Source organism: Actinomycetes bacterium (genome assembly GCA_035489715.1).
Classification (GTDB): Bacteria; Actinomycetota; Actinomycetes; order JACCUZ01; family JACCUZ01; genus DATHAP01.
Genome location: DATHAP010000038.1, coordinates 1 through 20,883 on the forward strand (window position 1 = coordinate 1; position 20,883 = coordinate 20,883).

A 20,883-nucleotide genomic window follows, 5' to 3' on the forward strand; every position below is an offset into this window, starting at 1 on the left:
CACGGATGACGGGCACGGCCGGCAGGCGATCTCGATGAGCAGGCACAGGACGGGCCGGCGCCTCGCGGCAGCACTCGCCGCGGCGGCGCTGGCCGGCCTCGGCCCGCTCGCCGGCCCGGCCGCCCCTGCTGCGGCGACCGAGCCGTGCGTCGGCGTGGTCGTCGACGCCCGGCTGCTCGGTGCCGGACTCTCCACCGGCTGCGCGACGGGCGACCCGGACAGCGGGCTCGAGGCGCTGACCAAGGCCGGCTACGGCTACGCGTTCGTCCCGCGCCAGCCCGGCCAGGTCTGCCAGATCGACGGCGTCCCCGCGTGCTCGGACACCTCGACCGACACCTACTGGTCCTACTGGTGGCGGGCCAAGGGCTCCAGCCGGTGGGTCTACGCGACCGAGGGCGCCGCCACCCACGACCCGGCACCCGGCGCGACCGAGGCCTGGGTCTGGCAGGACAGCGGCCGCCGCGAGCCCCCCGACATCGCCCTGCGCCAGATCTGCCCCCAGGTCGCCGAGCCGCGGCCGACCAGCACCACGCCGAACCCCGACCGTACGACCAGGCAGGCCCCGTCCCCGGAGCAGTCGTCGTCGAAGTCCGCCGAGGGAAGCGCCTCCGGACGTACGTCGTCGAGCCGGTCACCCGAGACCACCGTGACGCCCACGCCGACGTCCACCTCCACCACCACGATCCCGTCCGTCAGCAGCCCGCCGGCCGAGAACTCCGCGCCCGCCACGCCGTCCCAGTCCGCCGTGGCGTCGCAGGCGGCCGCGGACGACGACGGCGCGCTGACCTGGGCCGGCGTCGCGCTCGGCGGCGGGCTGATCGCGGTGTTCGGCGGGGCGGCGCTGGCCCGGACGCGCCGAGGAGGCGGGCCGTGACGGTCACGGCGCCGCGCGCCAAGAGCACGCCGTCCGTGCCGGCCGCGCTGCGGCCGCTGCGCTCGCTGCACCCTGGTGCCTGGTGGCTCTGGGCGACCGGGCTCGCGGCCGCCGCGAGCCGCACCACCAACCCGCTGCTGCTCGGCCTGGTGCTCGCCGTCGCGGGTTGGGTGGTTGCCGCCCGGCGGACCCAGGCGCCGTGGAGCCGGGCCTACGGGTTCTACCTGCGGATGGGCATCGCCGTCGTGGCGATCAGGGTGGTCTTCGCGGCGCTGTTCGGTGCGCCGGTGCCTGGCCACGTGCTGGTCACGCTGCCCGAGGTGACGCTGCCGGACTGGGCGGCGGGTGTGCGGCTCGGCGGCGAGGTGACGCTCGAGGGCGTCGCCGGTGCGGTGTACGCGGGGCTGCAGCTGGCCACCATGCTGGCCTGCGTGGGTGCCGCGAACGCGCTGGCCAACCCGCGCCGGCTGCTCCGGGCCGTGCCGGGTGCGCTCTACGAGGTGGGGGTCGCTGTCGTGGTGGCGCTGTCATTCACACCTCAGCTGCTCGAGGGCGTCACCCGGGTGCGGGCCGCGCGGCGGCTGCGCGGGCGTAGGCACACCGGCCTGCGCGGGCTGAGGGGCGTCGCGATGCCGGTGCTCGAGGGCGCGCTCGAGCGGTCGGTCGAGCTGGCCGCCGCCATGGACGCCCGCGGGTTCGGCCGCACGGCCACCAGCGACGCCCACGTGCACCGGGCCGGGTCCGGCGCGGTGACGCTGGCCGGTCTGCTGGGAGTGTGCGCCGGTCTCTACGGGCTGCTCGACGCGCAGTCGCCGGTGGCGCTCGGCCTGCCGCTGCTGACTCTCGGCGCGGCGACCGCCACCGTCGGCCTGTGGCTGGGTGGCCGGCGCTCGACCCGCAGCCGCTACCGCCCCGACCCATGGGGGCTGCCCGAGTGGCTGGTCAGCGCCTGCGGCGTCACCGCCGCGGCCACCGCGGTCGTCGCGTCGACCGTGTCGCCGGACGCGATGAACCCCTCCACGTCACCGCTGGTGGTGCCGACCCTGCCGCTGCTGGCAGTGGCCGGGCTGCTGGTGGCCGCCCTGCCGGCCTGGCTGGCCCCGGCGCCGGACGACTTCGGTGGTGACCGGTGATCCGCTTCGAGCACGTGTCGGTGCGCTACCCGGGCAGCGACCACGCCGTGCTGTCCGGCCTCGACCTGGAGATCCCCGAGGGCGAGCTCGCGCTGGTCGTCGGCCGCACCGGCTCCGGCAAGTCCACCCTGCTGCGCTGCGTCAACGGGCTGGTCCCGCACTTCACCGGAGGCCTGCTCACCGGCCGGGTCACCGTCGACGGCCGCGACACCCGCGACCATCGGCCGCGCGACCTGGCCGACGTCGTCGGCTGGGTCGGCCAGGACCCGCTGGCCGGCTTCGTCACCGACACCGTCGAGGAGGAGCTCGCCTACGGCATGGAGTCGATCGGCGTCGCGCCCGACGTGATGCGCCGCCGGGTCGAGGAGGTGCTCGACGTCCTCGGCATGGCCGGCGAGCGGGCCCGGCCACTGACCACCCTGTCCGCGGGGCAGCAGCAGCGGGTGGCGATCGGCTCGGTCCTCACCCCGCACCCGCGGGTGCTGGTGCTCGACGAGCCCACCTCGGCGCTGGACCCGGGCGCGGCCGAGGAGGTGCTGGCGCTGCTGCAGCGCCTGGTGCACGACCTCGGCGTCACCGTGCTGGTGGCCGAGCACCGTCTCGAGCGGGTCGTGCAGTACGCCGACCGGGTCGTCCTCGTGCCGGGCGGGGGCGCCCCGGTGCTGAGCGGCCCGCCCGCGGAGGTCATGCGGACCGCCCCGGTGGCGCCGCCGGTGGTCGAGCTCGGCCGGCTGGCCGGCTGGTCGCCGCTGCCGCTGTCGGTGCGCGACGCCCGCCGCCGGTCGCGCGACCTGTCCGAGCGGCTGTCGGCCGTACGCCCGACGCACCCCAGACCAGACGTCGTCCCCCTGGCGGCGCCGGTCGTCGCCACGGCGTCCGGCGTCGTCGTGCGGTACGGCGCGCCCGCCGCCCGCCCGGCCCTGCGCGGGGTGGACCTCGAGCTGCGGGCCGGCGAGGTGGTCGCACTGATGGGCCGCAACGGTGCCGGCAAGTCGACCCTGCTGTCGGCGCTGGTCGGGCTGCGCCGGCCGGACGGCGGCACGATACGGGTCGGGCCGGACGCTGCCGACGCCGCCGACCCGCACGCGCTGGCAGCCGCTGACCTGGTGCGCCGGGTGGGCATGGTGCCCCAGGAGCCCGGCGACCTGCTCTACGCCGACAGTGTGGCGGAGGAGTGCCGGGCCGCCGACGGCGACGCCGATGCCTCCCCTGGCACGGCGCTGGCGGTCTTCGCCGACCTGGTGCCCGGCGTCGACCCGGCGACCCACCCGCGCGACCTGTCCGAGGGACAGCGGCTGGCGCTCGCGCTGGCCGTCGTGCTCGCCGGGCGGCCACCGCTGGTGCTGCTCGACGAGCCGACGCGCGGCCTGGACTACCCCGGCAAGGAGCGGCTGGTAGGGGTCCTGCGCCGGCTGGCCGCGGCCGGGCACGCCGTCCTGCTCGCCACCCACGACGTCGAGCTCGCGGCGACACTGACCGACCGCACCGTGGTGCTCGCCGACGGCGAGGTCGTCAGCGACGGTCCGTCGCGTGAGGTGGTCGTCGCGTCGCCGGCCTTCGCCCCCCAGGTCGCCAAGGTGCTCGCGCCGCAGCCGTGGCTGACCGTGGCCGAGGTCGCGCACGCCCTGCGGGCCGGGTGAGCACATGAGCGCGATGACACCGACGAGCATGACGGGGGCGGCATGAGCCAGGTCGCCGTCCGCCGTCCGCCGCGGCTGCCCGCGGCGGTCCGGGTCCGTCCCCGGGCCGCGGTCGCGCTGACCGTCGTCAGCGCCCTCGGCGTGGTGGCGTTCTGCTGGCCGCTCGTCGTGGAGCCCGGGTCCGCCCTGGCCGGCAACGCGACGGCCCCGTGGCTGTTCGTGGCGCTGCTGCCGCTGCTGCTGGCGGTCGTGCTCGCCGAGGTCGCCGACGGGGGCATGGACGCCAAGGCGGTCGCCGTGCTGGGCGTGCTGGCCGCGGTCGGGGCGGCGCTGCGGCCGCTCGGCGGTGGCGCGGCCGGGTTCGAGCCGGTGTTCTTCCTCCTGGTGCTGGCCGGCCGGGCGCTCGGTCGCGGGTTCGGGCTGGTGCTGGGGTCGGTGACGCTGTTCGCCAGCGCCCTGCTCACGGCGGGGGTCGGTCCGTGGCTGCCGTTCCAGATGATCGCGGCCGGCTGGGTCGGCTTCCTCGCCGGCTGCCTGCCCCCGCTGCGCGGGCGGGCCGAGGTCGCGATACTCACCGCCTACGGCGCCGTCGCCGGCCTGCTCTACGGGCTGCTGATGAACCTCCAGCTGTGGCCCTTCGCGGTGGGCCTGGAGAGCCAGCTGTCCTACGTCGCCGGCGACCCGGTGACCGAGAACCTGGGCCGCTTCCTCGCCTTCACACTGGCCACCTCCCTGGGCTTCGACATCCCGCGGGCCGTGACCACCGCGGTGCTCGTCGCCCTCACCGCCCGGCCGGTGCTGCGCGCCCTGCGCCGGGCCGGGCGCAGGGCGCAGTTCGGCGCGGTCGGCCGCTTCGAGGACGCCCGGTGAGCAGCGGCACCGCGGCCGAGCAACCCGCCGCCAGGGAGCGCGTCGACGCGGTGCTGTCGGCGATCACCCGGCCGGACGGGCAGTCCCGGCTGGCGGCCCGCGAGCGCCTGCTCGCCCGGCCGGCCCGCGGCCGCCTCGACGAGCTCGGCGTGTGGGTGGCCGGCGTGCAGTCGCCGGACGAGCCCGGCACGGTGCGGCCGCTGGAGCGGGTGCGGATGCTGCTGCTCGGGGCCGACCACGGCGTCGCGGACGCCGGCGTGTCCGCCCGGCCCGCCGGGTCGACGGAGGAGCTCGTGCGGGCGACCGTCGCCGGGGACTCGGCGCCGGCGAGGGTGGCGTCGGGAGTCGATGTCGACGTACGCCCTCTGCTGCTCGACGGGACGACGGCACGGGTCGACACCACCGACGCGTCAACCGTCGACGACACCCTCGCGGCGCTGCTCGCCGGGGTGGCGCTGGCCGACGCGGAGGCGGACGCCGGCACCGACGCGATCGTGCTCGCGGCCGCCGGCCGGGGGCTGGGCACCGTCGCGTCCGCGCTGGTCGGCCTGCTGACCAAGCGCGACGCGTCGGCGGTGACCAGCCGCGGTCCGGTGCTCGACGACGCGCTGTGGATGCGGCGGGCCGCTGTCGTCCGCGACACGATGCGGCGCGGCCGGCCGCTGCTCGGCGACCATGTCGGCCTGCTGTCCGCCGTCGGCGGTCCCGGCCTCGCGACGGCGACCGGCCTGCTGCTCGGCGCCGCGGCGAGACGGACCCCGGTGCTGCTCGACGGCGTCGCGACCTCGGCGGCGGCGCTGTTGGCGCAGCGGATGGCCTTCCGCGCCGCCGACTGGTGGCTCGCGTCCCACCGCAGCCCCGAGCCGGGGCACTCCGTCGCGCTCGACCGGCTCGGGCTGGACCCGGTGCTGGACCTGCAGGTCCGCCAGGAGGACGGGGTCGGTGCCCTGCTCGCCGTGCCGGTGCTGCGGGCCGCCGCCGAGCTCGCCGCGACCTGATGGTCGTTTGCGACGTCGGGCCCGCTGACACGCCGCGGCGTCGGCGTGTCGCGGCCGGCCCTGCCGCAAACGATCACGCAGGCACGGCTGCGAGCACCTGGCTGGCGTGGTCGGCGGGGGTGCCTTGCGAGGTGTCGACGACCAGGTCGGCCACCTGGCGGTAGAGGGGCTCCCGTCCATCGAACAGCCGCCGCAGCGCAGTCGCCGGGTCGGGCTGCAGGAAGGGGCGCCCGCCGCCGTCGCCGACCCGCTCCACGAGCACGTCGAGGGGGGCGTGCAGGTAGACGACCAGGGCGTCGGTACGTCGCAGCAGCTCGACGTCTGCCTCCCGCTCCACGACTCCCCCGGCGACGCCGGCGACCAGCGGCCCCGGGTCGTCGACCGCCCGTCGCAGCGCCGCGGACTCGGTGTCGCGCAGGGCGTCGACCCCGTCCCGCTCCAGCAGCTCGGCCGTGGGCAGCCCGGCGAGCTCACCGACCAGCGAGTCGTTGTCGCGGTAGGCCCAGCCGGTGCGCGCCGCGATCTCCTCGCCGACCGAGGTCTTGCCGGCGCCCATCATCCCGAGCAGCAGCACCCGGGTGCCCGCCCGGCGGGCCGACCGGTCGCCGGTCATGCCGGGGAGGCGGCCACGAACGGCGGCCTGACGACCCGGAACCGCGCGGACCGGCCGCGCACGTCGACCGACACCTCGTCCCCCTCCGTCACCGAGCGGTCGAGCAGGGCGAGGGCGATGCCGACCTTGCGGCTGGGCGAGAACGTCCCGCTCGTCACCTCACCGACCGCTGCGCCGTCCGCCGACGCCACTGACATGTGCGACCGCGGGATCGCGCGCTCGAGGCCCTCCAGCCCCCACAGCGTGCGGCGCGGCCCGGCCTCCTTCTCCGCGAGCAGCACGTCGCGTCCCCAGAAGGCGTCCTTCTTCCAGCCGACCGCCCAGCCGGTGCGTGCCTGGACCGGCGTGATGTCCATCGACAGGTCCTGGCCGTGCAGCGGGTAGCCCATCTCGGTGCGCAGCGTGTCGCGGGCACCCAGGCCGCACGGCCGGATGCCGAAGGGCTCGCCCGCCTCGAGCACGGCGTCCCACACCGCGACGGTGTCCTCCCACCGCGGCACCAGCTCGTAGCCGCGCTCGCCGGTGTAGCCGGTGCGGCAGACCACGACTTCCATGCCGCGCCAGTCGACCGCCTCGAAGGACATGTAGCCGTGCCCGTGCGGCAGGCCGAGCGCACCGAGCACGTCGTCGCTGCGCGGACCCTGCACGGCGAGCACGCCGTGCCGCTCGTGCAGGTCGACGACCTGCACGCCCTCGGGCGCGGTCGCCTGCAGCCGGCGCACCACCTCGGCGGTGTTGGCCGCGTTGGGGATGAGGAAGACCTCGTCGTCCGCCCGGAAGTAGGCGATCAGGTCGTCGACGACGCCGCCGGTCGGGTCGTCGCAGCACAGCGTGTACTGCGCCCGGCCGGGCCCGATGCGGCCCAGGTCGTTGGTCAGGCAGGTGTTGAGAAAACCGGCGGCCCCCGGTCCGCGGACGACCGCCTTGCCTAGGTGTGACACGTCGAAGAGCCCGACCGCGTCCCGGACCGCGGTGTGCTCGCGCACCACGCCCCCGGCGGGGTACTCGATCGGCATCGACCAGCCGCCGAAGTCCGCCATCTTGGCGCCGAGCGCCACGTGCCGGTCGTTCACCGGAGACGTCCGCAGCCCACCGTTCTGGTCGCTCATCCGGCGGACGCTAGCATCGCGAGCCTTGCCCTTCCCGACGCACCGGACCGCCTCCAGAAGTGGGACCGCACCTGTGAGCACCGTCTCCCTCACCAGCAGCAAGCCGGCCGGCCTCAAGGTCGACGCCCTCGTGGTGGGGGTCGCCAAGGACCCGGACGCCAAGGGAGGGCACGGCATCACGCTGGCCGCCGGCGCCGAGGAGGTCGACAAGGCGTTCAAGGGGCGGCTCGCCGCGACGCTGGCCGCCCTCGGGGCGACGGGCAAGGCCGACGAGGTCACCAAGATCGCCTCGCTGGGCGCCGTGTCGGCGCCGGTCGTCGTCGCCGTCGGCCTGGGGGAAGCGCCCAAGGGCTCGGGCCGCCGAGCCGGCGCGACGTACGCCCACGAGGTGCTCCGCCGGGCTGCCGGTGCTGCCGCCCGCGCGCTCGCCGGCACCGCCAACGTCGGCCTGGCGCTGCCGGCCGCGGACGAGACCGAGGTCGCGGCCGTCGCCGAGGGAGCGCTGCTCGGGGCGTACACCTACACGCGCTACCGGGCGGCCACCTCGGCCGCGCAGAAGGCGCCGGTCGAGAAGTTCACGCTGGTGGCCTCCTCGCCGCGGGACCGGGCCGTCAAGGCCGCGGTGACCCGGGCGGCCGCGGTCGTCGACTCGGTCAACCTGACCCGCGACTGGGTCAACACGCCGCCCGGCGACCTGCCGCCGGCGGAGTTCGCGGCGCTGGCGACCGCGGCGGCCAAGCAGGCCGGCCTGACGGTCGAGGTGCTCGACGAGAAGGTCCTGACGAAGGGCGGCTACGGGGGGATCATGGGCGTCGGCCAGGGCTCGTCCCGTCCGCCGCGCCTGGTCCGCGTCTCCTACAAGGCCGGCCGGGGCAAGCCGAGCCTGGGCCTCGTGGGCAAGGGCATCACCTTCGACTCCGGCGGCCTGTCGCTCAAGCCGGCCGCCGCGATGGAGTGGATGAAGTCCGACATGGGCGGGGCCGCGGCCGTGCTCGCAGCGGTCGTTGCGGTCGCCCGCCTCGGCCTGGACGTCAACGTCACCGCGTGGGCGCCGATGGCCGAGAACATGCCGTCCGGCACGGCGCAGCGCCCGTCGGACGTCCTGACGACGTACGGCGGCAAGACGGTCGAGGTGCTCAACACCGACGCCGAGGGACGGCTGATCCTGGCCGACGCCCTCGTCCGGGCCGGCGAGGAGAGCCCCGACGTGCTCGTCGACGTAGCCACGCTGACCGGGGCGCAGCTGGTCGCCCTGGGCAGCCGGACCGCGGCGATCATGGCCAACGACGACGACCTGCGCACCGCCATCGGTGCCGCCGCCGACGCCGCCGGCGAGCTGATGTGGCCGATGCCGCTGCCCGTCGAGCTGCGCGCGTCGATGGACTCGCCGGTGGCCGACATCGCCAACATGGGTGACAAGTACGGCGGCATGCTGGTCGCCGGGCTCTTCCTCAAGGACTTCGTCAAGGACGGCCAGCGCTGGGCGCACCTCGACATCGCCGGGCCGTCGTGGAACGCCGGCACCGCCCACGACTACACGCCCAAGGGCGGCACCGGCCACGGGGTACGCACGCTGGTCCGGCTGGCGGAGGACCTGGCCCGCGGCGCCGTCTGACTCGAGCGGCCGATCTCAGGCGTCGGGGCGGGCGCTCTTGCGGGCGTTCCAGTCGCGCATCCGCTGCGGGTATCCCACGACGGCCGCGTCGTAGGACGGGATGCCCAGGCGGTTGGCCAGCTCGTGGGCCACGCGCGCGTCGGCGACCCGGCGGCGGGTCCACTCGCCGGTGTTGGCGACGAACACCACCGTGGTCGTCGACACCGCCGTGGGCGGCTCGACGAACGCTTCGACGCCGGTGTGACCACGCGCGAACGTCGTCAGGTGCATGACGTCGGCGCTGTCCGCCCGGCGCACCTGCCCCGGACGTCCCCGGCGACGGAACAGCCGCACCGGCCACCCTCCTCGTCCCCGGGGCTCGCAGCCCCGGCGCCAGACCCCGTGTTGCCACGGCAACGGTAGGGCACAGGGAGAGCGTTCCGGTCGGATCACCCGCGTGCGCAGGCGGCTCCGAACGGTGACAGGATGAGGACCGAACCAGCCAGGGTCCCGAGAGGGACGTGCAGATCGCGAGGAGCGCGCCGTGGCGGACAGCGCCGGCACCCAGAGCGGGCAGAACGGACCTTTCGACGTCGTCGTCCTGGGCGGCGGCAGCGGCGGCTACGCCTGCGCCCTGCGCGCGGCCCAGCTGGGCATGAAGGTCGCCCTGATCGAGAAGGGCGAGCTCGGCGGCACCTGCCTGCACCGCGGCTGCATCCCGACCAAGGCCCTGCTGCACGCGGCCGAGGTGGCCGACTCGAGCCGCGAGAGCGAGCAGTTCGGCGTCCGCACCAGCTTCGAGGGCATCGACATGCCCGCGGTCAACGAGTACAAGGACGGCGTCGTCGCCCGGCTCTACAAGGGCCTGCAGGGCCTGGTGAAGAGCCGCAAGATCACCTTCGTGCAGGGCATGGGCCGGCTGGTCAGCCCCACCGCGGTGGAGGTCGACGGGCAGCGGTTAGAGGGCAGGCACGTCGTCCTGGCCACCGGGTCGTACGCCAAGAGCCTGCCCGGCCTGGACGTCGACGGCTCCCGGGTGATCACCAGCGACCAGGCGCTCAAGCTGGACAAGGTCCCCGCTTCCGTCGTCGTCCTGGGCGGCGGGGTGATCGGCTGCGAGTTCGCCAGCGTCTGGAAGTCCTTCGGCGCCGAGGTCACCATCGTCGAGGCGCTGCCCCACCTGGTGCCGCTCGAGGACGAACAGTCGTCGAAGATGCTCGAGCGCGCCTTCCGCAAGCGCAAGATCGCCTTCGAGCTCGGGGCCCGGTTCTCCGGGGTCGAGAAGTCGGAGAACGGCGTCAAGGTCTCCCTGGAGAACGGCAAGACCATCGAGGCCGAGCTGCTGCTGGTGGCCGTCGGTCGCGGCCCGACGTCGCAGGAGCTCGGCTACGAGCAGGTGGGCCTCGAGATGGAGCGCGGCTTCGTCAAGGTCGACGCGCACTGCCAGACCAACGTCCCCACCATCTCCGCGGTCGGTGACCTGGTCCCCACGCTGCAGCTGGCGCACGTCGGCTTCGGCGAGGGGATCATGGTCGCCGAGCGGCTGGCAGGTCTCGAGCCCGCGCCGATCGACTACGACGGCGTGCCGCGGGTGACCTACTCCGAGCCCGAGGTCGCGTCGGTGGGCATCACCGAGGCGCGGGCCAAGGAGAAGTACGGCGACGACGGCATCGAGACCCTCACCTACGACCTGGCCGGCAACGGCAAGAGCCAGATCCTCAAGACGGCCGGCTTCGTCAAGCTGGTCCGGCAGAAGGACGGCCCGGTCGTCGGCATCCACATGGTCGGCAGCCGGGTCGGCGAGCTGGTCGCAGAGGCGCAGCTGATCTACGGCTGGGAGGCCTACCCGGACGACGTCGCCTCACTGGTGCACGCGCACCCGACCCAGACGGAGGCGGTCGGCGAGGCCCACCTGGCGCTGGCCGGCAAGCCGCTGCACGCCCACGGCTGACCCCTGACCTCTCGACCCCTAGCCCCTGGCACCCGCCGACGCGTCCGACACCGACCTGATCCGCCGCAGCGCCCGACCGGATCGCCCGACGAGAAGGAGCCCGTGAGCAATGTCGCACTCGGTAACCATGCCGGCCCTCGGCGAGAGCGTCACGGAGGGCACCGTCACCCGGTGGCTCAAGCAGGAGGGTGAGGAGGTCGCGGTCGACGAGCCGCTGCTCGAGGTGTCGACGGACAAGGTCGACACCGAGATCCCGTCGCCGGCGGCAGGTGTGCTGCAGAAGATCGTGGTCGGCGAGGACGAGACCGTCGAGGTCGGCGCCGAGCTGGCCGTGATCGGCGACGGCGCCGCAGGCGGTGACTCGTCGGGCCAGTCGTCGGGCCAGTCGTCGGACCAGTCGTCGGGCGAGCAGCAGCCGGGCGGCGGACAGGAGGGCGCGCAGGGCGAGCCGGCGCAGGCCCAGCAGCAGGGCGACCAGCAGGCCGCCGCATCGCAGGACCAGGGCGAGCAGCAGGCGGCGGCCGCGCAGGACCAGGGCGGGGCGCAGTACCCGGCCGCCCCGGCTGACGTGGAGCAGCCGAGCGAGCAGCCCCAGCAGGCGCAGAGCCCGCAGCAGCAGGAGTCGACGGCGCAGCCCGCGCAGCCCGCGCAGCCCGCGCAGCCCGCGCGGCCCGCGCAGCCCTCGGGCGACTCGGCCGACCAGGGCGGGGGCGGCGAGGGCACGCCGGTGACCATGCCGGCGCTCGGCGAGAGCGTGACGGAGGGCACCGTCACCAGGTGGCTCAAGCAGGAGGGCGAGGAGGTCGCGACCGACGAGCCGCTGCTCGAGGTCTCGACCGACAAGGTCGACACCGAGATCCCCTCCCCCGTGGCCGGCACACTGACCAAGATCCTTGTCGGGGAGGACGAGACGGTCCAGGTCGGCGCCCAGCTCGCGCTCATCGGCGGTGGCGGCGGCTCGGCCCAGCAGGCGCCGGCTCAGCAGGAGCAGCCCGCCCAGCAGGAGCAGCCCGCCCAGCAGGAGCAGCCGGCGCAGCAGTCCGCGCCGGCTCCGCAACCCTCGCTGATCTCGGCGCCGCCCCCGCAGCAGCAGGCCCCAGCACCCCAGCAGGCGCCGCCGCCGCAGCAGGGGGCCCCGGCCGCCCAGACCGCCCCGCAGCAGCCGGCCGCACAGCAGGCGCCGGCCACCCAGCCCGCCGCGCAGCAGCAGTCCGGCGGCGACGGCGCGACGTACGTGACTCCGCTCGTGCGGAAGCTCGCCGCCGAGCACGGCGTGGACCTCGCCGGTCTGCGCGGCACCGGGGTCGGCGGCCGCATCCGCAAGCAGGACGTGCTCGAGGCGGCCAAGGCCGCCCAGGCGCAGGCACCGGCCGAGGCACCAGCCGAGGCGCCGGCGGCCGCGTCCCAGCCCGCGGCCCAGGGCGGCCCGGATGGCGGCCCGTCGCCGCTGCGCGGCACGACCGAGAAGATGTCGCGCCTGCGCAAAGTGATCGCGACCCGGATGGTCGAGTCGTTGCAGGTGTCGGCCCAGCTGACGACGGTCGTCGAGGTCGACCTGACCCGGGTCGCCCGGCTGCGGGCACGCGCCAAGGCCGACTTCGAGGCTCGCGAGGGCGTCAAGCTGTCCTACCTGCCGTTCCTGGCGAAGGCGACCGTCGAGGCGCTCAAGACCCACCCGCGGCTCAACGCCAGCATCGACACCGAGGCCGGCCAGATCACCTACTTCGACGCCGAGCACCTCGGGGTCGCCGTGGACACCGAGCGAGGCCTGCTGGTGCCGGTGGTGAAGGACGCGGGCGACCTCAACATCGCCGGCCTGGCCCGCAAGATCTCCGACCTGGCCGACCGCACCCGCGGCAACAAGATCGGGCCTGACGAGCTCGGCGGCGGCACCTTCACGCTGACCAACACCGGCAGCCGTGGCGCCCTCTTCGACACCCCGATCGTCAACCAGCCGCAGGTCGGCATCCTGGGCACCGGCGCGGTCGTCAAGCGTCCGGTCGTGGTCGACGACCCGGACCTGGGCGAGACGATCGCGATCCGATCGATGTGCTACCTCGCCCTGTCGTACGACCACCGGCTGGTCGACGGCGCGGATGCCGCCCGGTTCCTCACCACGATCAAGGCCCGGCTCGAGGAGGGCGCGTTCGAGTCCGACCTGGGGCTCTGAGGTCCAGCACAGGTGTGACCCGGTGCACGCGAGGCATCCGGTGGACACCGACCCGCGGAAGGAGACGGCATGAAGGTCGTCCTCACCGGTGCCTCCGGCCTGCTCGGCCGCGCCCTCGACTCGTCGTGGTCGGCCGACGGTCATGATGTGGTCCGGCTCGTGCGACGTACGCCGTCGTCCCCCGCCGAGGCGCGCTGGGACCCTGAAGCGGGCACCGTCGACCGCGGCTCCGTGCGTGGCGCACAGGTGGTCGTGCACCTGGCAGGAGCCGGCATCGGTGACCGGCCGTGGACGCCCGCGCAGAAGCGCGTCGTCATGGACAGCCGGGTGCAGGGCACCACGACGATCGCCAAGGCTGTCGCGGACGCCGGTGTGCCGACGTTGCTGTCGATGTCCGGGGTCGGGATCTACGGCAACCCGGGCGACCAAGTCTGCGACGAGAGCAGCCCGATCGGCTCGTCGTACGTGGCCGAGGTCGCCCGCCGCTGGGAGGCGTCCACCGGGCCGGCCGAGGACAGCGCGCGGGTCACGCACCTGCGCACCTCCCCGGTGGTGTCCGGGAAGGACGGCATCTTCGGCAGCCGGCTGCTCCCGATCTTCCGGCTCGGCCTCGGCGGCCGGGTCGGGTCGGGTCGCCAGTGGTGGTCGTGGATCGCGCTCGAGGACTACGTGCGGGCCGTGCGTCTCGTCGCGGACCGCGACGACATCCAGGGACCGGTCAACGTCACGGCACCCGAGCCGCTGACCAACGCGGCCATGACCGAGGCGATCGGCCGGGTGGTGCACCGCCCGACCATCGCGGTGGCACCCGGCTTCGCGCTCAAGGCGGTGTTCCGGGACTTCGCGGACGACCTGCTCGGCGGGCAGCGCGTCGTGCCGCGGCGGCTGCTCGACGCCGGGTTCGTGTTCGCGCACCCGAGCTTCGAGCCGGCGCTGCGCGAGTCGCTCGCGGGTGCGCATCCCCGCGCCACCTCCTGACGGTCGCCTGGTCAGGCCAGCAGCCCGCAGGGCGTCGACGACGTCAGCGACGGGTCACCTCCCAGAGCCGCCAGCCCTCCGGCTGCCGGGCCATGGTCAGCACCCAGCGCGCCGGACCGCGGCCAGGACGGCGCTCGACGACCGACCCCGTCTGGGCGTCCAGCAGCCGGTACGCCGCCAGCTCGTCCATCACCGCGAGCCGGACCCTGTGGCCTGCGGTCGACACGACCCGGAGCTGGACCACCCGGAGGCGCACCCCGGCCGCGCGGAGACCCTCGGCGGCGAGCTGTCGGACCAGGCGCCGGTCGCGACGCAGCGCCGGTGACCCGTCGGCATAGACCTGCTTCAGGGCGTCCGTGTCGCCGGCGGCGAACGCCGCGGACCGCTTCTCGTCCAGGGCACGCAGCCGGGCCGACCAGGTGTGCTCCGGGGTGAGCCGGGCGGCCCCGTGCGTCGACGCCCGGCCGCGCGAGGGCGTGGCGGAACTCGAGACGGCCGGGCCGGGAGCGCCGGTCACCGAGGACGTCGGGGACGTCAGGGACGTCAGGGACGTCGGGGACGCCGCCGACGCCGACGCCGCCGACGCCGCCGACGCCGAGGCCGGCAGCGGCGGGGAGGGGGCGGTCACCTGCCGCCCCGGGGAGGCCGCCGGACCGGCGCCGGCCCAGGCGATGCCGGTCACCGCGGCCAGCACGACGGCGACGGCCGTCGCCAGCGCGGCCGCGCCGCTGCGTCCCAGCGCGGACCACGACCGGGTCCGCCGCAGCGCTGCCGATGCAGGGGCGCGAGCCGTGGCGGGACGCGGCCGGGCATGGGCGCCGCGAGGCCGGCCGGGCCGCTGCGCCGAACCCCCCGCGGCGGGCTGAAGACGGTCCCCCGGAACGTGCTCCGGCACCCTGGTCCAGCCGGCAGCGGACAGCTGGGTGATCGGCACGCCCCACGAGGTCCCGCTCGGCGTTCCGTCCACCAGGAGGGATGCATCGCTCTGGGCGGCCCCCGCGACAGATCCGACGGCCTGTTCGAGCGGATCCACCGTCAGCGGCTCCGGGGGCACCGCGTCGAAGGCGGCCCGCGCCAGCCCGGCGGCGTCCGGCCGCTGCCGCGGGTCGGGGTGCAGCGCCGCGTCGAGAACCCTCATCAGCCGCGAGGCCGCCTGGCCGGAGGCGGAGATGTCACCGTCGGGCGGCACGCGGACACCGGCCGGGTCGTAGGGCGGCCGGCCGGTGAGCAGGAACACGCAGGTCGCGGCCACGCCGTGCACGTCCGTCGCCGGCCCGCTCGGGCCTGTCCGGTCGGCGAAGCCCGGCGTCCCGACCGGCTCGGCACCGCCGAGCCGGGCAGAGCCCAGGTCGCCCAGCACCGGTCGGCCGTCGGTGGCGACCAGCACGTTGGACGGCGTGACGTCGCCGTGGACCAGGCCGGCCCGGTGGACCGCCGCCAGCGCGTCGGCCACCGCCACCAGCACGGTCACCACCTGGCCGGCCGGTCGCGGCCCCTGCCGGGCGACGACCCGGGCGAGGCTGCCGCCCAGCGCGGCGTCGAGCACCAGCACCAGGTCGTCCGGCGTGTCGAGACAGCCCACGACCGAGCGCAGGCGCAGCACGTGGGGATGGGTCAGGCCGGCGAGCGCGGCCGCCTCGCGCCGCAGCCGGTCCCGCGCGGCCAGACCGGCTCCGGGACGTACCCGCTTGAGCGCGACCTGCTCCCCGGTCCCGCGGTCACGCCCGAGCCAGACCTCGCCGCCGGACCCCGCGCCGAGCAGCCCGGTCACCTCGTAGCCCGCCACCAACGGCGCCACCGGATCGGTCATGAGCCCAGCCTGGCGCGATCCGCGTCGTCCACAGCCGCCGTCGTCCACAGGCGACAGACCGTGGGGCCTCCCCGCGACACGACTCACGATCTCCGGCAGGGTGGGGCGATGAAGATCTTCGCGACCTCCGGCGGCTTCCTGCCCACGGACCGCGGGGCGTTCCAGTGGCGCACCGGCCCGATCATCGACCACGCGATCGAGCTCGTCGGCAACCCCGAGCGGCCACGGCTGTGCTACGTCGGCACCGCCACCGGCGACAGCCTCAACGGCACCGCCGCGTTCTACCGGGCGATGTCCGGGCTCGACGTCCGGGCCAGCCACCTCGAGCTGTTCATGATGCCCAACGTCGACGACGTCCGGGCCCACCTGCTGGCCCAGGACGTCGTCTGGGTCGGCGGCGGGTCGGTCGCCAACCTGCTCGCCGTGTGGCGGGTCCACGGCCTCGACGAGGTCCTGCGCGAGTGCTGGGAGGAGGGCGTGGTCCTCGCCGGGGTCTCGGCAGGCTCCATCTGCTGGCACGTCGGCGGCCCGACCGACAGCTACGGCCCCACGCTGCGACCGGCTCTCGGCGGCCTCGGCTTCCTGCCCTACGGCAACGGGGTCCACTACGACGTCGAGGCCCAGCGCCGGCCCTTGCTGCACCAGCTGGTCGCGGACGAGGTGCTGCCACTCTCCTACGCCACCGACGACGGCGTCGGCCTCGTCTACGAGGGCACTGAGCTGGTGGAGGCGGTGTCCGACCGGCCCGGCCCCGCGGCCTACCGGGTCGAGCGGTCGCCCGACGGCACGGTCACCGAGACCCGCATCGAGCCGCGGCTCCTGCCCGGCGCGGTCGGGCCGGGAGGAGGTGTGCTGTGAACACGACGACGGGGGCCCTGCCTGCCGACCGGACGCTGACCGCCCAGGAGGCCGCCCGGCTGGTCCGGCCGGGCCACACGGTGTTCGTCGGCAGCGCGTGCGCGACCCCGCGGACCCTGTTGCGGGCGCTCGAGGAGCTGCCCGACCCGCCGGCCGGCGTGACGCTCGTGCACTCGCTGACCGACCGCGTCGGCGTGGGCGACCCGCCGCGCACCCGCTACCGGCACCGCGTCTTCTACGCCGGCGCTGACGTGCGCGACCTGCAGCCGCGCGAGTTCGTGGACTACGTACCGATGCGGCTGGCCGACGTGCCCGCGATGTTCGCCGACGGGCACCTGCCGCTGGACGTCGCGCTGGTGCAGGTCGCCCCGCCGGACGCAGACGGCACGTGCAGCCTGGGCGTCTCCGTCGACGTGACGCTCGCCGCGGTGCTATCGGCCCGCACGGTCGTCGCCGAGGTGGTCCGGGCGATGCCATCGACCCGGGGCGGATCCCGCATCCCCCTCGACCACATCGACCACGTGGTGCCCGTCGACACCCCGGTGACGGAGTACGTCCACGAGCCCACCGCCGGGGTCGCCGAGCAGATCGCGCGGTACGTCGCCAGGCTGGTCGACCACGGGTCGACCCTGCAGGTGGGGCTCGGCCGGGTGCCGCACGAGATGCTGGGCCACCTGCGCAACCGCCGCGACCTGTCTGTTCACTCCGACGTCGTCACGGACCCGGTCGTCGACCTGGTCGAGGCCGGTGTGGTGACCGGCCCGGTGGTCGCCAGCTGGGCGATGGGGACCCGCCGGCTCTACGACCGGCTAGCCACCGACGAGCGGTTCTCGCTGCACCCGGTCGACCACGTCTGCGACCCCGACGTGATCGCCGGGCACGACCGCATGGTCTCGGTGACCCAGGCGTTCTCGGTCGACTTGTCGGGACAGGTCTGCACCGAGCGGCTGGACGGCGTGCTCTACGGCGGCGTTGCCACCGGCCCCGACTTCCACCGCGGCGCACTCCGGGCGCGGCGCGGCACCCCCGTCGTGGCCCTCGCGTCGCGCACCCCTGCCGGGCGGCCGGGCGTGGTCCCCACCCTGGGCCCGGACGACCCGGTGGCCCTTCCCCGGTCGGACGTGCGCTGGGTGGTGACGGAGTACGGGACGGCGTACCTCTTCGGCCTCTCCGTCGCCGAGCGGGCGGTCGCGCTGATCGAGGTCGCGCATCCCGACGACCGCGGCGACCTGCTGGCGGCCGCGCGCGAGCGCGGCATCGTGGCGGCCGACCAGGAGCTGCGCAGCCGCACTGCCTACCCGGTCCACGAGGAGCGTGGGATCGAGCTGCGCGACGGCCGCCAGGTGCTGCTGCGGCCGACCCGGGCGCGCGACCGGGCCGGCATGCAGGCGCTCTTCCACCGGCTCCCCGAGACCGACGTGCAGACCCGCTTCTTCCAGAAGCTGCGCTCGCTCACGGACCAGGCCGCCGACCACCTGTGCGACGTCGACTACACCGCCGAGATGGCCTTCGCCGCGGTCGTCGGCCCGGCCGAGCACGAGCGGATCGTCGCGACGAGCAGCTACTACGTCGACCCTCGCGACCAGGTCGCCGAGGTGGCCTACATGGTGGAGCCGGGATGGCAGCGCACCGGCGTCGCGACCGCCCTGCACGGCCGGACCGTCGAGTACGCCAAGGCCCATGGCGTCCGCGGTCTCACCGCCGACGTGCTCACCAGCAACCCGGCGATGCTCCGGGTGTTCCGCCGCGGGCAGGAGCTCGGCCTGCACGGGCTCGCCATGGATGCCGACGCGGGGGTCTACGAGCTGGACATGCCCTTCACCGGGACGTAGCGCCGCCGCGGCCGGCGCGCCACGGCTCAGTCCTGCTCGAGCTCGACCACGTCGACGACCACGCCGTCCCGGGCCGACGTCCGCGCCGAGTCGAGGACCTCCATCACGGCGGCCGCCTCCGCAGGGTCGACCGGCAACCGCGCCCCCTCGACGAGCGCCGCGCGGACGCCCTGGTAGAAGTCCGCCCACCGGCCCGGCGCGCGCAGCACCGGCTCGGACTCGGTGCCCCGCACCAGGAAGCCGCGGTGCTCGTCGTCGGCGTCACGCCACGCGTCGAACGCCGACGGGTCGCCGTCGACGTCACCCACGAGGTACGCCGCCTCGCGACCCAGCAGCCGGATCCGAGGGCCCGGCGCCCCCGCCAGCGAGGTGGCCCCGAGGTGGCTGACGACGCCGGACAGGTGGTGCAACGCGAGGAACGCCACGTCGTCGCCGACGGTCGTCAGCGCCTCCAGCTCGGCGTAGACCGAGGCGACCGGCCCGAACAGGTCCAGCGCCCCGTCGACGAGGTGGGACTGCAGGTCCATGAGCACCCCGCCGCCGTCCTCGCTCGTGCAGCGCTCGCGCCATCGCTGCTTCGGCACCGGCCGCCACCGCTCGTAGCGCGCCTCGTAGCGCACCACCTCGCCGAGCACGCCCGACGACAGCACCGCCCGTGCCGTCAGGTGCTCCGGGTCCCACCGCCGGTTCTGGAACACGGTGAGCAGCACCCCGCGCTCGGCGGCGAGCGCCACCAGCTCGCGGGCCTCGACCGCCCGCACCGTGAGCGGCTTGTCCACCACGACCGCGACGTCCCGCCGCAGCGCGTCCCGCGCCTGCTCGGCGTGCACGCCGGTCGGCGACGCGAGCACCACCAGGTCGAGGTGCTTGGCGTACGCCCACAGGTCGTCGGTGGACCCCACGACCCGCACCTCCGGGTCGTCGAGTCGGGCCGCAGCGGCCCGCTCGGGGTTGGCCGTCACGACGTGGGTGACCCGAAGCCCCTCGACCTCGCGGAGCAGCGGCGCGTGGATGTCCCGCCCGGCCATGCCGTAGCCGACCAGTCCGACGCGCAGGTCACGCACCCGCGCAAGCGTAGGGGCAGCAGGGCACAGCACCGGCCGGCGCCGCGCGGGCCCGCAGCCACAGCGACCTGCTGACGTACGCTCGGAGCGTGAACGACCTGCGGATGCTGCACGCCGGGCTCGTCGACTACCTGGACGCCTGGGACGAGCAGCGCCGCCTGCACGCCGCCCGGGTCACCGGCGACGTCCCCGACACCGTGCTGCTGCTCGAGCATCCCCCGGTCTACACCGCCGGCAAGCGCACCCTCGACATGGAGCGCCCGGTCGACGGCACCCCGGTCGTCGACGTCGACCGCGGCGGCAAGATCACCTGGCACGGGCCGGGGCAGCTCGTCGGCTACCCGATCGTCGCGCTGCCCGAGCCGGTCGACGTCGTCGGGCACGTGCGACGGGTCGAGGAGGCGCTGATCCTGGTCTGCGCCGACCTCGGGCTCGAGGCCGGCCGGGTCGAGGGCCGCTCGGGTGTCTGGGTGTCCGACGACCGCGGCGAGCGCAAGGTCGCGGCGATCGGGATCCGGGTCTCGCAGGGCGTCACGATGCACGGCTTCGCGCTCAACTGCGACTGCGACCTCACCTGGTTCGACCGCATCGTGCCGTGCGGCATCACCGACGCGACGGTGACGTCGCTGACCGCCGAGCTCGGGCGACCGGTCACGGTGCCGGACGCCCTGCCGTACGTCGAGAAGCGCCTCGCCGAGGTCCTCCGGAGGCCCTCGGCTGCTGACGTAGTCTGGGACGCGTGACCACCGCACCAGAGGGCCGCAAGCTGCTGCGCCTGGAGGTCCGTAACGCGGAGACCCCTATCGAGCGCAAGCCCTCGTGGATCAAGACCCGGGCGACGATGGGGCCGGAGTACACCGAGCTCAAGTCGCTGGTGAAGCGCGAGGGCCTGCACACGGTGTGCGAGGAGGCGGGCTGCCCCAACATCTTCGAGTGCTGGGAGGACCGCGAGGCCACCTTCCTGATCGGCGGCGACCAGTGCACCCGGCGCTGCGACTTCTGCCAGATCGACACCGGCAAGCCGCAGCCGCTCGACCGCGACGAGCCGCGCCGGGTGGCCGAGTCGGTGCAGGCGATGGGCCTGCGCTACGCGACCATCACCGGCGTCGCCCGCGATGACCTGCCCGACGGTGGCGCGTGGCTCTACGCCGAGACGGTGCGGGCCATCCACCAGCTCAACCCGGGCACCGGTGTGGAGAACCTGATCCCCGACTTCAACGGCAAGCCCGACCTGCTGGCCGAGGTGTTCGAGTCGCGGCCCGAGGTGCTGGCCCACAACGTCGAGACCGTCCCCCGCATCTTCAAGCGCATCCGCCCCGGTTTCCGGTTCGACCGGTCGCTCGCCGTGCTCACCGCCGCCCGCGAGGCCGGCCTGGTCACCAAGTCCAA

At 75.1% G+C, this 20,883-nt stretch carries 18 protein-coding genes; 13 read left to right on the forward strand and 5 right to left on the reverse strand.

The window, feature by feature from the left end; translation table 11 throughout:
* The 5 genes from VK640_03290 to VK640_03310 all read left to right on the forward strand — a co-directional run.
* Nucleotides 1–874, forward strand: an 874-nt coding sequence (locus VK640_03290) for a hypothetical protein (protein ID HTE72210.1), incomplete at its 5' end; no start/stop codon positions are given.
* 35 nt (nt 875–909) lie between these two features.
* Nucleotides 910–2,007, forward strand: coding sequence for an energy-coupling factor transporter transmembrane component T (locus tag VK640_03295; protein ID HTE72211.1), 1,098 nt, complete (start codon nt 910–912; stop codon nt 2,005–2,007).
* Nucleotides 2,004–3,647 (forward strand): ATP-binding cassette domain-containing protein, encoded by a 1,644-nt coding sequence (locus tag VK640_03300; GenBank protein HTE72212.1) that lies wholly within the window; start codon nt 2,004–2,006, stop codon nt 3,645–3,647. Before VK640_03295 ends, VK640_03300 begins: the two co-directional genes overlap by 4 nt.
* A gap of 42 nt (nt 3,648–3,689) precedes the next feature.
* On the forward strand, nt 3,690–4,517 hold the full coding sequence (locus VK640_03305) for an ECF transporter S component (GenBank protein HTE72213.1): 828 nt from the start codon (nt 3,690–3,692) through the stop codon (nt 4,515–4,517).
* Nucleotides 4,514–5,515, forward strand: coding sequence for a nicotinate-nucleotide--dimethylbenzimidazole phosphoribosyltransferase (locus VK640_03310; protein ID HTE72214.1), 1,002 nt, complete (start codon nt 4,514–4,516; stop codon nt 5,513–5,515). Before VK640_03305 ends, VK640_03310 begins: the two co-directional genes overlap by 4 nt.
* 73 nt (nt 5,516–5,588) lie before the next feature.
* Here the strand turns inward: VK640_03310 and VK640_03315 are convergent, their stop codons facing one another.
* Nucleotides 5,589–6,128: a shikimate kinase gene (locus VK640_03315; GenBank protein ID HTE72215.1), complete on the reverse strand. Its 540-nt coding sequence runs from the start codon at nt 6,126–6,128 to the stop codon at nt 5,589–5,591.
* Complete coding sequence (gene gcvT, locus VK640_03320; GenBank protein HTE72216.1) at nt 6,125–7,237, reverse strand: glycine cleavage system aminomethyltransferase GcvT; 1,113 nt, start codon at nt 7,235–7,237, stop codon at nt 6,125–6,127. The genes VK640_03315 and gcvT overlap by 4 nt, the downstream gene beginning before the upstream one ends.
* A gap of 73 nt (nt 7,238–7,310) precedes the next feature.
* On the opposite strand from gcvT, the gene VK640_03325 reads away from it, so the two are divergent.
* Entirely contained in the window at nt 7,311–8,852 is a 1,542-nt protein-coding gene (locus tag VK640_03325) for a leucyl aminopeptidase (GenBank protein HTE72217.1), read from the forward strand.
* A 15-nt stretch (nt 8,853–8,867) separates the two neighbouring features.
* On the opposite strand, the gene VK640_03330 is transcribed toward VK640_03325, so the two are convergent.
* Nucleotides 8,868–9,185, reverse strand: coding sequence for a hypothetical protein (locus VK640_03330; GenBank protein HTE72218.1), 318 nt, complete (start codon nt 9,183–9,185; stop codon nt 8,868–8,870).
* 190 nt (nt 9,186–9,375) lie between these two features.
* On the opposite strand from VK640_03330, the gene lpdA reads away from it, so the two are divergent.
* The 3 genes from lpdA to VK640_03345 all read left to right on the forward strand — a co-directional run bounded on the left by lpdA (nt 9,376) and on the right by VK640_03345 (nt 13,930).
* Nucleotides 9,376–10,782: a dihydrolipoyl dehydrogenase gene (gene lpdA / locus VK640_03335; GenBank protein HTE72219.1), complete on the forward strand. Its 1,407-nt coding sequence runs from the start codon at nt 9,376–9,378 to the stop codon at nt 10,780–10,782.
* A gap of 109 nt (nt 10,783–10,891) precedes the next feature.
* Nucleotides 10,892–12,952 (forward strand): 2-oxoglutarate dehydrogenase, E2 component, dihydrolipoamide succinyltransferase, encoded by a 2,061-nt coding sequence (sucB, locus tag VK640_03340; protein ID HTE72220.1) that lies wholly within the window; start codon nt 10,892–10,894, stop codon nt 12,950–12,952.
* 69 nt (nt 12,953–13,021) lie between these two features.
* Nucleotides 13,022–13,930 (forward strand): TIGR01777 family oxidoreductase, encoded by a 909-nt coding sequence (locus VK640_03345; GenBank protein HTE72221.1) that lies wholly within the window; start codon nt 13,022–13,024, stop codon nt 13,928–13,930.
* Between the two features lie 43 nt (nt 13,931–13,973).
* Here VK640_03345 and VK640_03350 read toward each other — a convergent pair whose 3' ends face one another.
* The gene (locus VK640_03350; GenBank protein ID HTE72222.1) at nt 13,974–15,740 is read right to left on the reverse strand and encodes a serine/threonine-protein kinase; all 1,767 of its coding nucleotides are present in this window, start codon (nt 15,738–15,740) and stop codon (nt 13,974–13,976) included.
* 108 nt (nt 15,741–15,848) lie between these two features.
* Between VK640_03350 and VK640_03355 the strand changes: the two genes are divergently transcribed.
* Together VK640_03355 and VK640_03360 are read left to right on the forward strand one after the other, a co-directional pair.
* Entirely contained in the window at nt 15,849–16,598 is a 750-nt protein-coding gene (locus VK640_03355; GenBank protein ID HTE72223.1) for a peptidase E, read from the forward strand.
* Nucleotides 16,595–18,430: a GNAT family N-acetyltransferase gene (locus tag VK640_03360; protein ID HTE72224.1), complete on the forward strand. Its 1,836-nt coding sequence runs from the start codon at nt 16,595–16,597 to the stop codon at nt 18,428–18,430. The genes VK640_03355 and VK640_03360 overlap by 4 nt, the downstream gene beginning before the upstream one ends.
* 26 nt (nt 18,431–18,456) lie before the next feature.
* On the opposite strand, the gene VK640_03365 is transcribed toward VK640_03360, so the two are convergent.
* The gene (locus VK640_03365) at nt 18,457–19,494 is read right to left on the reverse strand and encodes a Gfo/Idh/MocA family oxidoreductase (GenBank protein ID HTE72225.1); all 1,038 of its coding nucleotides are present in this window, start codon (nt 19,492–19,494) and stop codon (nt 18,457–18,459) included.
* Nucleotides 19,495–19,583: 89 nt separating this feature from the next.
* Here VK640_03365 and lipB point away from each other — a divergent pair, with 89 nt between their 5' ends.
* Both lipB and VK640_03375 read left to right on the forward strand, forming a co-directional pair.
* A complete protein-coding gene (gene lipB, locus VK640_03370; GenBank protein HTE72226.1) occupies nt 19,584–20,237 on the forward strand; it encodes a lipoyl(octanoyl) transferase LipB in 654 nt (217 codons plus the stop codon).
* Nucleotides 20,234–20,883, forward strand: a 650-nt coding sequence (locus VK640_03375; GenBank protein ID HTE72227.1) for a lipoyl synthase, incomplete at its 3' end; no start/stop codon positions are given. The genes lipB and VK640_03375, both read left to right, overlap by 4 nt.

What these genes read in the sequence shown, in the direction of transcription:
- VK640_03305 (HTE72213.1), top strand. Translation starts at nt 3,690, where the DNA reads ATGAGCCAGGTCGCCGTCCGCCGTCCGCCGCGGCTGCCCGCGGCGGTC.
- VK640_03315 (HTE72215.1), bottom strand. Translation starts at nt 6,128, where the DNA reads ATGACCGGCGACCGGTCGGCCCGCCGGGCGGGCACCCGGGTGCTGCTG.
- gcvT (HTE72216.1), bottom strand. Translation starts at nt 7,237, where the DNA reads ATGAGCGACCAGAACGGTGGGCTGCGGACGTCTCCGGTGAACGACCGG.
- sucB (HTE72220.1), top strand. Translation starts at nt 10,892, where the DNA reads ATGTCGCACTCGGTAACCATGCCGGCCCTCGGCGAGAGCGTCACGGAG.
- VK640_03345 (HTE72221.1), top strand. Translation starts at nt 13,022, where the DNA reads ATGAAGGTCGTCCTCACCGGTGCCTCCGGCCTGCTCGGCCGCGCCCTC.
- VK640_03350 (HTE72222.1), bottom strand. Translation starts at nt 15,740, where the DNA reads ATGACCGATCCGGTGGCGCCGTTGGTGGCGGGCTACGAGGTGACCGGG.
- VK640_03355 (HTE72223.1), top strand. Translation starts at nt 15,849, where the DNA reads ATGAAGATCTTCGCGACCTCCGGCGGCTTCCTGCCCACGGACCGCGGG.